Genomic DNA, 15,229 nt, shown 5'->3' with positions numbered 1-15,229 from the left:
GACCGCTACTTAAGTTCGACGGCATTACAACCGTAGCGAAGCGAAGCTCGGCGAAGCCAAATTCCGCCGAGCCCTGTGCGTTTGAATTAGACTACGGCTAGCGAAGCACCGTGGACCAACTTGGCTAGCCGACGATTTGCTTTAAGTGTTCTATACCAGCAACAAGTAATAAAAAACTTTGTAATGACAAATACAAATTCAACACTGTCAAAACAACAATAATAATAATGTTTATTTTAAATTTTTCACATATTCTTATAAGTATAAATTGCAGAAAAAGTAATCTCAATATATATATATAATAATAAATAAATAGTAGTGATTATTTGCATGTTTTATCAAATTGTAATTTTGATATCTTCCCATGCCAAAAGTAATTAACTCAATATAAAAATATACGAAAACCATTGCTATTATAACTCCAAAAACAATTAAAAACTTCTTCATAATTTAATTATTGCATGATTTTAACTCCATTAACTTGTAAAAATACTGTTTTAACATTATAATCAAGTTTGTAAAAATTCTTCTTATTCCCCCCCGTTCGCCGTAGCTTACATCAGCGCTCGAGGCTAGGCGAAGTTTTTAACTTCGACTCTGCTAAGTAGCGGTCTACAGACCGCAACCCCGCTAAGCGTAGCGTCCTCGCTACGCTTGGTTTGGCGCGGCCTCGGGCCGCATTAGCAGGCGGAAGGTATCGATTACCGGTAAGTTTTCCAAGGAGTGTCAACCTACCCGCAACCAAAAGTAGTAAAAAAGTAAAGCGCAGCCGTGGTGGGTAAGACTTGTTCTTAGGTGTTGCTGCCTAGTGGTAAACCGAAGGGTGGCTAATGGCTGTGGTGCAAAGGTTGTGCAGCTGGTAAAAGAAAAAAGCGTAACCAGTTAAAAACTAGCTACGCTTTTGATTGCCTGGTACCCAGAGCCGGGATCGAACCGGCACGGATTGCTCCACTGGTGTTTGAGACCAGCGCGTCTACCGATTCCGCCATCTGGGCGTGCGCCTTGTACTCAAGCGGTGCAAAGATAGAAATATTTTATCGGGTAGCAAGCCTCCGCCAATCAAAAATCGGCGATTCCGCTACTTTCTGATAGTTTCTGCTGCTGTGGGGAGCTCCATTGCGGCCTTTAGGGCTGTTTGGAAGAGCGATTCGGGATCGATGCCGCAGTCCTTGTGGAGCTGCTGAACGGTGCCATGCTCAATAAACCTATCGGGTGCGCCCAATCGGGTGATACTGTTGGTATAGCCGTTGTCGGCCATAAACTCGAGCACCGCGCTACCGAATCCACCCTGTAGCGCGCCATCCTCTACGGTGATGATATGCCTGTAGCGCTTAAGTATGGAATGGAGTAGCTCCTCGTCTAACGGCTTGGCGAATCGCATGTCGTAGAGGCCAACTGCAATGCCCTGTTTGGCTAGTCGGGTAACCGCCGTTTGGGCGTAGTTGCCGGGGTGGCCTAGCGTTACGAAGGCTACATCGTTGCCCTCGCTAATTGTTCGCCCTTTACCTACTTCGATTTCCGTAAATGGTTGCTTCCAGTCGTGCGTTACGCCCCTACCGCGTGGGTAGCGGATGGAGAAAGGCCCCTTACCTCCCAGCTGGGCGGTGTACATCATGTTGCGCAGCTCTACCTCGTTCATTGGTGCGGCAACAACCATATTGGGTATGATGCGGAAGAAGCCGATGTCGAACATGCCGTGGTGCGTTGGGCCGTCTTCGCCGACAATGCCACCACGGTCGAGGCAGAATACTACGTCGAGGTTTTGCAGGGCCACATCGTGGATGACGTTATCGTAGGCCCTTTGCATAAACGAGGAGTAGATGTTGCAGTAGGGGATATATCCTGCTGCAGCCAGCCCTGCCGAGAAGGTTACGGCGTGCTGCTCGGCAATGCCCACATCGAAGGCTCGCGATGGCATCTTCTCCATCATGATATTGAGCGAGCATCCGCTGGGCATTGCTGGCGTTATTCCTAGTATTTTGGGGTTCTTTTCGGCCAGCTCCACGATGGTTTCGCCAAATACATCCTGGTATCGAGGTGGTACAATTTGGTCAACGGGCGTTGTTTCGCGAAGTCCCGTTTCCTTGTCGAACACCCCGGGGGCATGCCATATGGTTTGATCTTCCTCGGCAGGCTTGTACCCCTTACCCTTTTTGGTGAGCACGTGCAGGAGCTTAGGTCCTGGAATGTCCTTTAGGTCGTTCAATACCTGGGTAAGGCGTTCTACGTCGTGCCCATCTATTGGGCCAAAGTAGCGGAAGTTGAGCGATTGGAAAAGATTGCTCTGCTGGAGCAGCGCCGTTTTTACGCCCGACTCAATCTTCTTAACGTATCGACGGGCTACTGGCCCTAGTCGTTCGAGGTTGCCGAGAATGTTCCACACATCCTTTCGCATCTTGTTGTACGACTTGGAGGTGGTAATATCGAGTAGGTACTCCTTAAGCGCACCAACATTGGCATCGATGGCCATGTTGTTATCGTTAAGGATTACCAAAAGGTCAGACTTATCGATGCCGGCGTTGTTGAGCCCCTCGAAGGCCAACCCGGCAGTCATGGAGCCATCGCCGATGATGGCTACCACGTGGCGGCTTTCCTTGTTCATTTTGGCGGCAATGGCCATGCCAAGCGCTGCCGATATGGAGGTAGAGGAGTGGCCAACGCCAAAGGCATCGTACTCGCTTTCGTCCATCTTAGGAAAACCGCTAAGCCCCTTATACTTTCGGTTGGTGTGAAACTGCTTACGGCGGCCTGTGAGTATCTTGTGGGGGTAGGCTTGGTGGCCCACATCCCAAATCAGCTTATCGTAAGGCGTATTGAAAACGTAGTGTAGCGCAACGGTAAGCTCCACCACGCCAAGCCCGGCACCAAAGTGCCCCGGATTGGTAGATACTTGGTCGATGATAAACTCCCTTAGCTCGGAGCAAACCTGCTCGAGTTGGGATACATCTAGGCGTTTTAGGTCGTTGGGTGTATCTATGCTTTCAAGTAATCTCTTAGTCTCTTCAGTCATCTGACATTGTAGATAGAACGGGGCAAAGTTAAAAATTACAAATCATAAAAAACCCTCATTTTTGATTATTAGGTTTGAAGTTAGAATGTTTTGCCTAATTTTAACGATGTTAACTAAGCGCTAGTAATAAAGCTATTATACAAAAACAATTGACTATGAAGGGTGCTCAAAAAACACTATTGTTAGCTGCGCTTGTGGGTCTTTCGCTGTTCTCGTGCGTTCCTGCTAAGCAGTATAACCTTCTAAAGGACAACAACACCAAATGCGAGGAGGAGCGTAGCCGATTTAGCCGCGAAAACGACTCTCTAAAAATCCGGGTACGCGAGCTATCGTCTGTAAGGTCGGTGCTCGAACGCGAAAAAGCGGCCTTAATTTCCGATAGCACCAAGCGTCAGATTGCGTTTGTTGCCTTAACCCAAGACTACTCGAAGCTGCAAGATAGGTACAACGACCTTAACCTGGCACATGATGCGCTGCTAAAGGGAACTCAGTCCGAAACCAAGAAGCTGCTTGCCGAAATCCAAAAAGCGCAATCGTTGTTGATGCAACGCGAAGACTCGCTGCGTGCGCTCGAAGGGCAGCTGAATGCTCGTAGCAGCAAGCTGAGCTCGGCTCAGACGCAGATGGATTCGCTACTTCGTAACCTGAACGAAAAGAGCGCCACCCTTATTGAGCTGCAAGCCATGCTTGCCAAGAAGGATTCGATAAGCAACGCTCTGCGCCAAAAGGTGAAGAATGCGCTTATCGGATTTGATGGTAAGGGGCTTACCATTACCCAAAAGAACGGGATGGTGTACGTGTCGATGGAAGATAAGCTGCTATTTAAGTCGGGAAGCTTTGAGATTGACACTCGAGGTGCCGATGCAATCAGAGGTTTAGCAGAGGTGCTCGCCCAAAATCCCGATATCAACATTATGGTAGAGGGGCACACCGACGATGTACCCTACCAGGGACGTGGCGAACTTAAGGATAACTGGGACCTGAGCGTGAAGCGTGCAACTACGGTAGTGCGCTTGCTTACCGAGAATAAGGGGATTAATCCTACACGTATAACCGGTGCAGGCCGTAGCCAGTACCTTCCTATGGAGGCGGCCAAGACACCTCAGGCCCGTCAGAAGAATAGGCGTACCGAAATCATCCTTACGCCTAACCTCGATGAGCTAATGCAGATTATCGAAAAGAACTAGCGCCTCATAGTGCGGTGGAAAGGCGCGGCAAAACATGTCGCGCCTTTTTTTGTTAAGCGAGGAATTTCGCTTTTAAATAATGGTACAACTCCATTTCGAAGGTTATCCCCCGCTGGCGGGGGATATGCTTTGTGATACGACATGCTGATTCTTTAGCGTCTACCTCTTTTATGAAAGATGGATTCTTAAATGCGAAATCCCTGTTTGTTAGCCGAGGAAACATCAATTGCATATTTTTGATGGCTATCTTTACTACTAAATTGAATACATAATAATGAGCTGGATTAAAGACCCCAAGAACCATCATCCGCAGTTTAGTGCGCTGGAAATATTGAAGTATGTAGGACCGGGCCTGCTGGTTACCGTTGGCTTTATCGATCCCGGAAACTGGGCATCGAACCTTGCCGCTGGAGCAACCTACGGCTACTCGCTGCTTTGGATGATTACCCTTTCTACCGTTCTGCTTATAGTGCTTCAGCATAATGTGGCGCACCTTGGCATTGCTACTGGCCTATGCCTATCGGAGGCGGCCAACAAGTACTTTGCGCCCCGTACGGCTAAGGCTTTTCTGGGTTCGGCAATGCTAGCATCTGTATCTACCTCGCTAGCCGAAATTCTAGGTGGCGCTATTGCCCTTAACATGCTCTTTTCAATCCCTATAAAGGTAGGGGCGGTGCTGGTGCTGGTGTTTGTGCTCATCATGCTGCTCACCAACAGCTACCGTATCATCGAGCGCTGGATTATCGCCTTTGTATCCATCATCGGCCTTTCCTTTATCTACGAGCTCTCGCTGGTGAACATCGATTGGGGTGCGGCTACAAAGGCTTGGGTTACCCCTTCGTTCCCCGAAGGCTCTATGGTAATTATTATGAGCGTGCTGGGAGCGGTGGTAATGCCGCACAACCTGTTTCTGCACTCCGAGGTGATCCAGAGCCGCCAGTGGAACCTAACCGATGAAAAGGTTCGGGAGAAGCAGCTCAAGTACGAGTTCTTTGATACGCTGCTGTCGATGGTGGTTGGCTGGGCCATTAATAGCGCCATGATACTGCTGGCGGCGGCCACCTTCTTTGCCGCCGGAACCGAGGTGACGGAGCTGCAGCAGGCAAAGAACCTGCTTATCCCGCTGCTGGGCAATAACGCCAGCAACGTATTTGCCGTTGCGCTGCTCTTTGCAGGTGTGGCATCTACCATCACCTCGGGGATGGCTGCAGGTTCCATCTTTGCCGGCATGTTCAACGAGCCTTACGATATAAAGGACTCGCACTCTAGGGTTGGCGTATCCATTTCGCTGGTTGCGGCAACGGTTATCATCTTCATTATTGGCGATCCGTTTAAGGGGCTGGTGCTATCGCAGATGTTTCTGAGCATGCAGCTGCCGTTTACCATCTTTTTTCAGGCAAGGCTAACCTCCTCGGAACGGGTGATGGGTAAGTATAAGAACACCCCCTTTACCCGTACGCTCATCTACCTGCTTGGTGCCATTGTTACCGTACTGAACATTATGCTGCTGGTAAGCTTCTTTGTGTAGTGGAGCTGCTGAGCTTGCGTGCTTTATAAAACTTTTTAGCGTCGAAAACCCGAGTAGGAAGCGTATCCTGCTCGGGTTTTGTGCGCTAGGACTCCTGTTTTTATTCGTTCTCTTTAGGTGATGCTGACAGATTGACACCTAAATGAGTCCGGAGTGCGTTCGGACTGTGTTCGGACTCCGTTCGGACTGCTACGGATATCGTACCCCTAGGGTACGACATATTGGCAGATGTTTACTCCTCTTCTATGCGCCATCCTTTGTACTATAGAGGTGGGTTCGCCATGCTTGCTTAGCTGCGAATTTCTTGACCTCCTACTGCACAAGACTACGCTTTTAGTGTTTAACTGGTAATGCGAATTGGGAGTTGAACCCTATTGAAAATTGGGCTGGAGCCCATATCTTCATTTGCCCATTTCCTCCGTCAGCTAAAGCTGACGGCAATAGCCCGCAAGCACTCTTGCCGACCCATCGATTAAGGTATAGTGTAGCATTAAAAGCGGGTTATTCATTGCCGTCCCATTTATGGGACGGTTAGAGATGATGGTAAAGCGGGCTTTAGCCCCATAGGGGTACTATTCCAACCCTTAATTCGCATTGGTAGGCAAAACGAATTACCATGTTAAGGGGAGTAGACTTTGTATTTATCGGACTGCAGCCGTGGGATATTCCTCTGGGGAGCACGGCTAAGAATGTTGCCGTGGAGGTGGCCCGAAACAATCGAGTACTTTTTGTTAACCCTCCGCTTAGCCGCAAGGCGTGGTTCCTGCATCGATTAGACCCTAGGGTACGGATGCGGATGGAGGTTGTGGAGGGTAAGCGGGACTGTTTGGAGCAGTATTCCGAGAATCTTTGGGTGCTTACACCTCGGCGGGTTGCCGAGTCGGTTGGCTTCGTAGCCCATCATGGGCTGTACCGCTGGTTTAACCGCCATAACGATAGCCGCCTAGCCAAGGAGATTGCCTATGCCGCTCGGCGTTTGGGCTTTGGTAGGTATATTCTGCTTAACGATAACTCCATGCTTAGCGGCTTTTACCTGAAGGAGATGCTCAAGCCGCTGCTTTACCTCTACCTGCTTAGAGATAATGTTATTGCCTTAGGCTACCATAGGCGGCATGGCTCTCGTATGCAGCCCGAACTGGTGGCAAAGTCCGATCTGGTATTTGCCAATTCTGGCTACTTTGCCGACTACTGCCGCCGATACAATCCAAAAACCTTCATGATAGGTCAGGGATGCGACGTATCGCTCTTTGCTGATGAGGATGGAACGCTTGCCGTTGCTCCCGAGCTAAAGCCTATCCGTAGGCCGATAGTGGGCTATACGGGTGCGCTAGCGGCCCATAGGCTCGACATTGAGCTGCTGCTGCATACAGCCATCTCTCGTCCCCAGTGGAGCTTGGTGCTGGTAGGACCCGAAGATGATACCTTTAGGGCATCGCGCCTACATGCGTTGCCCAATGTTCATTTTACTACCGCTCAGCCTATCGAACGTATTCCAAGCTTTGTAAAGGGATTCGATGTCGCCATTAACCCTCAGCGGATAAACGAGGTAACAAGCTGGAACTATCCGCTAAAGATTGACGAGTATCTGGCACTAGGAAAGCCCGTTGTGGCCACTCGAACCGCATTTATGGGCTACTTTGGTAGCTGGGTGAGGCTTGCATCTACACCTCACGAGTTTGTTGAACAGCTAGAGATGGCTATAGAGGAGGATACTCCCGAGCTGCGACGGGCACGTATTGCGTATGCCCATACCCATACGTGGGAGATTTTTGTAGGAAAGATATACGAGCAGATCGAAAGCGTTGTCAAGCAGATGTAATCCTTTTTTAGATATGAACTCTTTCCCATTGGTAAGCATCATAACCGTAAACCACAATCAGGTAGCCGCTACGGTAGCCCTGCTGGAAAGCCTTACGGCCATTTCCTATCCCAATATAGAGGTGGTTGTGGTCGATAATGGGTCGTTGGCGAATGATGCTGCTAGGATAGCACAGGCTGCATCTTGGGCTAAGGTTGTATCTAGCCCTACGAACCTTGGTTTTGCAGGAGGGTGTAACCTAGGCCTTGCTGTGGCAAAGGGCGAGATGCTTCTCTTCCTAAATAACGATGTTGAGGTTGCTGCAGGCTTCCTCGAACCGCTTGTAGAGCAAATGCAGAAGCCTGGAGTAGGTATGGTTAGCCCTAAGATCCGGTTCTACCATAATCCGGAAATCATACAGTATGCTGGCGCTACGCCCTTATGCTACATTACGATGCGCAACAGGGCTATAGGTTTTGCCGAAAGGGACATGGGACAGTACGATAAGCCCTATAGAACCTCATTTGCGCATGGTGCTGCAATGATGACTTCGAGGGAGGTTGTCAGTAGGGTTGGGTTAATGTACGAGGGATTCTTCCTTTACTACGAGGAAATGGATTGGTGTGAGCGGATTAGTCGAGCCGGCTACACCATTATGTACGAGCCAGCTTCCGTTGTTTTTCATAAGGAGTCTGCCAGCATTGGCAAGTCTAGTCCGCAAAAGGCCTACTACCTAAATCGCAATAGGCTGCTCTTTCTAAAGCGTAACGCTAGTGGGCTAACGCGTGCTTTGGGGATAGCCTATTTTTGGGTTGTAGCGGCTCCTAAGAGGCTTGTACTTTCAATTATTGGAGGGCAAGGTAAACATCGCAAAGCCTTGGTGCGTTCTTTACTCTGGCATCTTAACCCTAAGCCTAATGAGTATGTTTCTTAACGCTCTTCTTTGGGTGGTGTACTGCTACCTGACGTTTTGGATGTTGTACTTTCTGTTTTTTGGAATTGTGGGGCATTTTCGCAAATCACGTCCTGTGGGGCGCTCGTGGAGCGCCACTTTTCTGGTACTTATCCCTGCCTATAAGGAGGATGACGTAATTGTGGATTCCGTAGTAAGTGCGGTGAACCATAGCTACCCTAACGATATGTACGACGTTGTGGTAGTAGCCGATTCGCTACTTTCGGAAACGTTAGATCGGCTTAGAGAGATACCGGTAGAAGTGCTGGAGGTTAGCTTCGATAATAGCACGAAAAGCAGGTCGATTAATGCTGCGCTTGCTGCAATCCGTAACGATTACGATGCGGTAGTAGTGCTCGATGCCGACAACCACATGGCATCTGATTTCCTGTCGAAGATGGCAACAAAATGCAATAGGGGTGCTAAGGCTATTCAGGGACATAGAATTGCGAAGAGCATTGGCTCAAAGATGGCGCTGCTCGATGCTGTAAGCGAGGAGGTAAACAACCATATCTTTCGATTAGGACATCGCGAGGTTGGGCTATCGAGTGCGCTAGCAGGCTCGGGGATGGTATTCGAATACTCTCTATTTAAGGAGGTGATGGCGCAAGTTGAGGCCGTAGGAGGTTTTGATCGGGAGCTAGAGCTGCGGCTAATTGAACAAGGAATACGTATAGATTACGTGCCGGATGCCTACATATTCGACGAAAAGGTGGCGACACACGATGCTTTTCGTCACCAGCGTCGGCGTTGGTTTGCTGCTCAGTACCACTATTTAGGGCGATATGCAAGATCGGGAGTTAAGGCATTATTCAAAGGCCATATAGACTATGCCGATAAGGTATTGCAGGGGGCTCAAGTTTCCCGTTTGCTGCTACCTGGGTTGCTTGTTGCTTTTGGAACAGTAGCAGCAATCTTCGCTCTTTCTCCTTCGTGGGTGTTTTGGGCTATATCCTTAGCAGGATCCGTTGTCGCTCTTCTTATTGCTATTCCTGCTCGGTTCTACAACAGGTTTCTCGTTGGCGCTATGGTCGAAATCCCTACAACTTTTGTTAGCATGCTTCTATTGCACTTTACGCTAAAAGGAGCCAATAAAACATTCATTCATACCAAGCATGGACAAGATGATGGCAAGCCAGAATCGAGGCAGAAAGCTCCGTATTGCAATTGAGGCACAGCGGCTGTTCCGCCCTCAAAAGCATGGGATGGATGTGGTGGCGCTCGAAATGATTAGGATGCTCCAACAGCTAGATACCTACAACGAATACTACATTCTTACCAAGGAGGATAGTGATGTTTGCCTTCAGGAAACCTCCAACTTTCATATTGTATGTAGCGATTCAAGCTGCTATCCCTACTGGGAGCAGGTGTACCTTCCACGTTGGGTGGCAACGAATAAGCCAGATTTGCTCCATTGCACCTCTAGCACAGCACCGCTTTGGGTTGGTTGTCCTCTATTCCTTACCCTTCACGATCTTATTTTTCTAGAAAAAGACTGTTGGATAGGTAAGAACGCTGGTTCTGCTTACCAGCAATTTGGCAACTACTACCGTAGGATGGTTGCGCCAAGTGCTGCGCGAAGGGCAAAGGCTGTATTTACGGTGTCTGCCTATCAGAAGAGTAGAATAGAATCGGTACTAGGAATTCCAGAGGATAGAGTAAGGGTCGCTTATGGAGGTGCTTCATCGCAGTTTTTAGTTGAGGCTGACGAAAGACTTCAGGATGAGGTACGGCATGCGTACGGCCTTCCCGAAAAGTATATCCTGTTTTTGGGGAATACCGACCCTCGCAAAAACCTTTCGGGCGTGCTTAAGGCTTATGCTATGCTCTTGCAAAGGCTTGGGAATAACGCTCCATTGCTGGTAATTACGGGCATTAGTCGTAAATATCTTGTTGAAAAGATGGTTGAGCAATCGGTAGCGCACATAGAGGGTAGCGTAAAGCTGGTTGATTACGTGGCGGCTAGCCATCTTTCGGTTGTTTACCAGCATGCCGAAATGCTGCTTTTCCCATCCTTTTCAGAAGGTTTTGGTCTTCCAATAGTAGAGGCAATGGCCTCACGCATACCTGTAGTAACCTCGAATGTAACCTCTATGCCCGAAGTTGCCGGCGATGCTGCATTGCTGGTTGACCCAGCTTCGCCAGCAGGGATAGCCGATGCTGCAGAAGCGCTGCTAAAGAATGCCCATCTGCGAGAAATGCTTGTAGAAAAAGGATACTTGCGTTCGCAGCAGCTTACCTGGCGAAGCATGTCGGAGCAGGTGCTCGAGAGCTATTTAGGCATTTAATATGAGCAAAACTCAAAAGAGGTTGTTTAAACCTAGTGTATGCATCAAACCTCAAAAACCGTAATGTTAATTAGGGATAGGATAAAATCGAACCCAATGTTAAGATCACTTGCGCTTTGGCTGCTGATGCCAAGGCGTCAGGCTCGTCCTCGTTATTGGGTTAGATTGTTTGTCAATCCGGTTTGCCATGTAAAGGGAAAGCGTAGCCGTATTTGTCGTCGTGTCAGAAAGGATCTTTTCCCTTTTAGGAAGTTCTCTATTGGCCATAACTCTACCGTTGAAGATTTTGCTACGTTGAATAATGGTGTAGGCGATATTACAATTGGGCATAATACCCGAATTGGCATTGGAAGCGTGCTGATAGGGCCTGTATCAATTGGTAACGATGTGCGTATTGCTCAGAATGTGGTTTGTTCGGGTCTCAACCACGGTTATCAGGATGTTACGCTTCCTATTTGGCAGCAATCCGTTGTTACCGCTCCAATTACAATAGGAGATGGGACGTGGGTTGGCTCCAATGCTGTGGTTGTTGCAGGTGTAAGCATTGGTGAGCATTGCGTCATAGCAGCTGGGAGTGTTGTTACAAAATCGGTGGACGATTACCATGTTGTTGGAGGTAATCCCGCCAAAATCCTAAAAGTGTATAACAAGGAACTTGGCGTATGGGAGAAAACCTCTAGTTCAAAATAGGTAAGCCATTATGCATGCTACTCAAACTATATTTTGGATTTGCTTATCGGTAGCCTTTTACGCTTATGTGGGCTATCCCATAGTTCTATGTGTAATGGTTCTTATAAAGCGTACGATAAGAACGGAAGGTGCTAGTGCTGCTGCTAACTACGAACCCGAGGTAACCCTTCTTATTGCAGCCTATAACGAAAAAGACTATGTAGAAGAGAAGATGCGTAATACGCAGGAGTTAGATTATCTCCCCGATAAGCTAAAGGTTATATGGATTACAGATGGCTCTACCGATGGAACTCCCGATTTGCTTAAAAGATATCCTAAGGTAATTGTTCTTCATCAAGATACTCGTGCAGGTAAAATAGGGGCGATAAATAGAGGAATGAGGCATGTTTCAACACCTATTACAGTATTTTGCGATGCAAATGCGCAGCTCGAAAAGTATTCCATTAGACGAATGGTTGGGCTATTTGCTAATCCGAAAGTTGGGTGCGTTTCTGGTGAGAAACGCATATTACTCGACGACATGGAGGCCGCTGCTGCATCCGGCGAGGGTATTTATTGGAGGTATGAGTCGACCCTAAAACGGTGGGATTCGGAGTTGAATTCAGTGGTTGGGGCAGCAGGTGAGCTGTTTGCAATTAGAACCGATTTATTTGAAGAGGTAGAGCCAGATACTCTGCTCGATGATTTTATGATTTCGATGAGGATTGCCCAGCGGGGCTATAAGGTAAAGTACAATCATAGGGCATATGCCGTTGAAAGAGCATCATCCAACATTACCGAAGAGTTAAAGAGGAAAATAAGGATTTCGGCCGGGGGGATTCAATGCGTTGTAAGGTTGGCTCCGCTTCTCAACATCTTTAAGTATGGCCTACTCTCTTTTCAGTACGTATCGCATCGGGTCTTAAGGTGGACGCTTGCCCCTCTCTGCCTTTTGCTGGTGCTTTTTCTAAATTTTGCAATTTCAATTAAAGACGGATTTGCATTGAGTTCTGTGTATACGTGGTTTTTTGCAGTGCAGGTTGTGTTTTATCTGCTTGTTGTTTTTGGCTTTTTGTTGAGGAATAGAAAGTTGCGAGCGAGGTGGATTTTTATACCCTTCTTTTTCTACATCATGAACTATTCTGTATTTAGGGGATTTATTAGGTACATTAAAGGTTCGCAGTCGATTAATTGGGATAGGGTAGAGCGTGCCTAGAATAGTTGTTACTCTGTATGCTTATAGCCTTTTTGCGTGTTATTTTTGCAGCAGTTCGTAGATTTTAGATCGTTTTGCGAGAATATACTTCCATCCTCTAATAAAAATAAGGGAGAAGTGTACCTCAATATATCGGTTTAAAATACTGTATCCAATGTAGGCGCCGACAAATGTGTTGATTATGGTTACTGCAGCCATGACAAATAGCGACTGGAATACAACTATTGCTATAATGTCGCCAATAATGTTTAAAGCTACCATTACGACAACCTTGTAGAGGTTGTGCTTTGGCTTTTCAATAGCATCGAGGGCTATTCCAGAGAGTCTGTCGAAAGGAAGGAATAGCCCATAAAGGATGTAAACCCGGAATATAGGTATCGACTCAAGGTATTGCTCGCCACCAAATAGCATCACAAGTGGGTAGGCAAATATCTCGCAAAATAGCAGTAGAGGTATAAATAGGAAGAAAAGCATGCCGCTGTAGTCGAGGTATAAGCCACTTAAGATATTGTTTTTGATATTCTTTGAGGCTTTAACTATTCGCGGATAGAGCGTTGCGGCAAAGCTACGAAGCGGTATCTCCAGAAGTTCGCTTAGCTTAAGGGGGACGCTGTAAATGGCTACCGCATCAACTCCTAATATGGGGATGAGACCTAGAATGAACGTATCGGCACTTTTTATAAGGCTAGTGCTGATTAGGGTTCCTACACTGAACTTCCCAAAGCTAATAAGCTGTTTTAGCGCGCTTCGTGTAACAAATCGTATTCGTGTAGCACCATCCCATCCAAATATTACACAGATGATGGATGAAAAGAGCTGAGTGCTAATTTGGATAATAATTGTGGTCTCTATGTTGTATCGGAATATAAAGAAGTTGGTGATGGCGTATGCCAAAAATACTATGCTAGGTATAAATCGTACGAAAAGCAAGCTGGCAAAGCGCTCCTTTGCCAGCATGAGGCTGATGGCATTGTTCAACGGAAGGTTGGCAAGCGCCATTACAGGATACCACTTCAGGAAAAGATAGAACCCTGATGTCTCCGCTTCGTTTTGTTGTGCTAGGTAGGTTATTGCTATAATTGCGTTTATGGCAAGTGTTGCTACGAGGCTAATCAGATAGTTGGCTCCGATAAGAGCTTTACGATCTTTCGTGCTGGCTGTTAGGAGAAATTTTACTATCGATGTTCGGGTTAAGCCAAAGCGAAGCATTTCGAGAAATGTGCCGCCTACCACAAATAGCATGTATTGGCCAAAATCGGTAGGTAGGTAGCTTCGGGCTAAGATGGCAAACGATAGAAATGCAAAACCAGCAGACAGAATATTCCCAAAAATCGAGAGAAAGTTGTTGTTGTGCAGTACCGATCGGAAAAGGCTATTCATGCTTGCTGGTTATGCGAATTTTCGTTGAAGGTATGGGCGGAATAGGTTTCTTATACGTTTTCCTGTTGGAGGAGAGCAGGAATGGTTAGAAGTATAATCTTTATGTCGTTTAAAAACGAGCAGGTTAGTGCATACTCGTTGTCGAGGGATTTCCTTTCTTCTTCTGACAAGTTTGGTTTCCCTCTTTTCTTGGTTTGCCACAAGCCTGTTATTCCTGTAGGAGCCATAAAGCGTAGGCTCCATTGGTCGGAGGTAAGCAATTCTGCTTCGTAGAGCGGAAGGGGGCGATTCCCAACTATAGACATATTTCCTTTAAGCACGTTGATGAGCTGGGGGAGCTCATCTATACTGGTGTTACGGATGAATCTTCCTACTTTGGTTATACGAGGGTCGTCCTTAATTTTTATAAAGGCTGAAGCGTTTCTCTGGTGGCGTTTCTTTTGGTATAGGTCTTCACAGATCTCTCCTCCATCAACAAGAAGTATAGGAGAGCATGGATGCCCTAACCTCTTGCAAATTTGGCACTCATTGTCTTCATTTTTCGAGTTGCTATTATACAGGTTTAAGTGCTTTATTTCCTTTAACTTGTTGTCCGAACCTGTGTACATCGACCGAAACTTATAGAATGTAAATACTCTATAACCCGTACCAACGCGTTCGGAAGCATACCAGAACTTTCCTTTCGATTCGAGTCTGATTGCTATGGCAGCAATCAGAAGTATAGGCAAGGTTATCAGCAACATTATCCCCGCAGTGGTAACATCAAAAAGTCGTTTTGCTGTAGGTATTTTGTATTCAGGTATTGCTACTATAGATGAAGTCGATATTCCTCTATTCTCTTTTAGAAATTGTATGCGCTTTTCTAGTTGCTCTGCACTAATATCCGTTCCATATCCATCGGCAATACCTTGTTTTAGCAGCCGCTCTGCATCGGTGGAGGAAAAGTTCCCATTTACTAGGATGTACGGAATGGGTGTGCTGCCGCCAATGTGGGAAATCATTGCATTTTCGCTACTGTTGGCATTATAGAGGCTTACTTCTTCAATGATGGCATCGTAATCTTTAGCCTCTTTGCTGTTTAAAATCTTATATGCTAAAAGCATATTGTCAAAGAATTCAGCATCGAAGTTTGGGTACTCCTTTATCTTTTGTATTAAATTCTTGTGATTTCCGATGTAGAGTAGCTTCATCCTTTTGTTGG

Annotated in this window: 11 protein-coding genes and 1 tRNA gene; 8 read left to right on the top strand and 4 right to left on the bottom strand. The window is 47.0% G+C overall.

The window, feature by feature from the left end:
* Positions 1 to 910: 910 nt before the first annotated feature.
* Together CLV25_RS15630 and dxs are read right to left on the bottom strand one after the other, a co-directional pair.
* Positions 911 to 995: transfer RNA gene (locus CLV25_RS15630), tRNA-Leu, on the bottom strand.
* Positions 996 to 1,078: 83 nt separating this feature from the next.
* Complete coding sequence (gene dxs / locus CLV25_RS15625) at positions 1,079 to 3,010, bottom strand: 1-deoxy-D-xylulose-5-phosphate synthase (RefSeq protein ID WP_131840606.1); 1,932 nt, start codon at positions 3,008 to 3,010, stop codon at positions 1,079 to 1,081.
* A 155-nt stretch (positions 3,011 to 3,165) separates the two neighbouring features.
* On the opposite strand from dxs, the gene CLV25_RS15620 reads away from it, so the two are divergent.
* The 8 genes from CLV25_RS15620 to CLV25_RS15585 all read left to right on the top strand — a co-directional run bounded on the left by CLV25_RS15620 (position 3,166) and on the right by CLV25_RS15585 (position 12,648).
* Positions 3,166 to 4,197 (top strand): OmpA family protein, encoded by a 1,032-nt coding sequence (locus CLV25_RS15620; protein WP_131840605.1) that lies wholly within the window; start codon positions 3,166 to 3,168, stop codon positions 4,195 to 4,197.
* A 274-nt stretch (positions 4,198 to 4,471) separates the two neighbouring features.
* A complete protein-coding gene (locus CLV25_RS15615; protein WP_131840604.1) occupies positions 4,472 to 5,725 on the top strand; it encodes an Nramp family divalent metal transporter in 1,254 nt (417 codons plus the stop codon).
* A 616-nt stretch (positions 5,726 to 6,341) separates the two neighbouring features.
* On the top strand, positions 6,342 to 7,544 hold the full coding sequence (locus CLV25_RS15610; protein WP_131840603.1) for a glycosyltransferase: 1,203 nt from the start codon (positions 6,342 to 6,344) through the stop codon (positions 7,542 to 7,544).
* A gap of 13 nt (positions 7,545 to 7,557) precedes the next feature.
* Complete coding sequence (locus CLV25_RS15605; RefSeq protein WP_131840602.1) at positions 7,558 to 8,457, top strand: glycosyltransferase family 2 protein; 900 nt, start codon at positions 7,558 to 7,560, stop codon at positions 8,455 to 8,457.
* Positions 8,441 to 9,646, top strand: coding sequence for a glycosyltransferase (locus tag CLV25_RS15600; protein ID WP_131840601.1), 1,206 nt, complete (start codon positions 8,441 to 8,443; stop codon positions 9,644 to 9,646). Before CLV25_RS15605 ends, CLV25_RS15600 begins: the two co-directional genes overlap by 17 nt.
* Positions 9,600 to 10,763, top strand: a complete 1,164-nt coding sequence (locus CLV25_RS15595) for a glycosyltransferase family 4 protein (protein ID WP_165877113.1) — start codon at positions 9,600 to 9,602, stop codon at positions 10,761 to 10,763. The genes CLV25_RS15600 and CLV25_RS15595 overlap by 47 nt, the downstream gene beginning before the upstream one ends.
* A gap of 96 nt (positions 10,764 to 10,859) precedes the next feature.
* A complete protein-coding gene (locus CLV25_RS15590) occupies positions 10,860 to 11,453 on the top strand; it encodes an acyltransferase (RefSeq protein ID WP_243649654.1) in 594 nt (197 codons plus the stop codon).
* Positions 11,454 to 11,547: 94 nt separating this feature from the next.
* Positions 11,548 to 12,648 (top strand): glycosyltransferase family 2 protein, encoded by a 1,101-nt coding sequence (locus CLV25_RS15585; protein WP_243649653.1) that lies wholly within the window; start codon positions 11,548 to 11,550, stop codon positions 12,646 to 12,648.
* A 39-nt stretch (positions 12,649 to 12,687) separates the two neighbouring features.
* Here CLV25_RS15585 and CLV25_RS15580 read toward each other — a convergent pair whose 3' ends face one another.
* A complete protein-coding gene (locus tag CLV25_RS15580) occupies positions 12,688 to 14,028 on the bottom strand; it encodes an MATE family efflux transporter (protein WP_131840598.1) in 1,341 nt (446 codons plus the stop codon).
* 50 nt (positions 14,029 to 14,078) lie between these two features.
* Positions 14,079 to 15,218, bottom strand: coding sequence for a sugar transferase (locus CLV25_RS15575; RefSeq protein WP_131840597.1), 1,140 nt, complete (start codon positions 15,216 to 15,218; stop codon positions 14,079 to 14,081).
* Between the last annotated feature and the right edge of the window lie 11 nt (positions 15,219 to 15,229).

The sequence above is a fragment of the Acetobacteroides hydrogenigenes genome (assembly GCF_004340205.1).
Taxonomy (GTDB): Bacteria; Bacteroidota; Bacteroidia; order Bacteroidales; family ZOR0009; genus Acetobacteroides; species Acetobacteroides hydrogenigenes.
The sequence above is the reverse complement of the archived record's forward strand: the minus strand, read 5'-3'. Positions and strand labels throughout refer to the sequence as shown.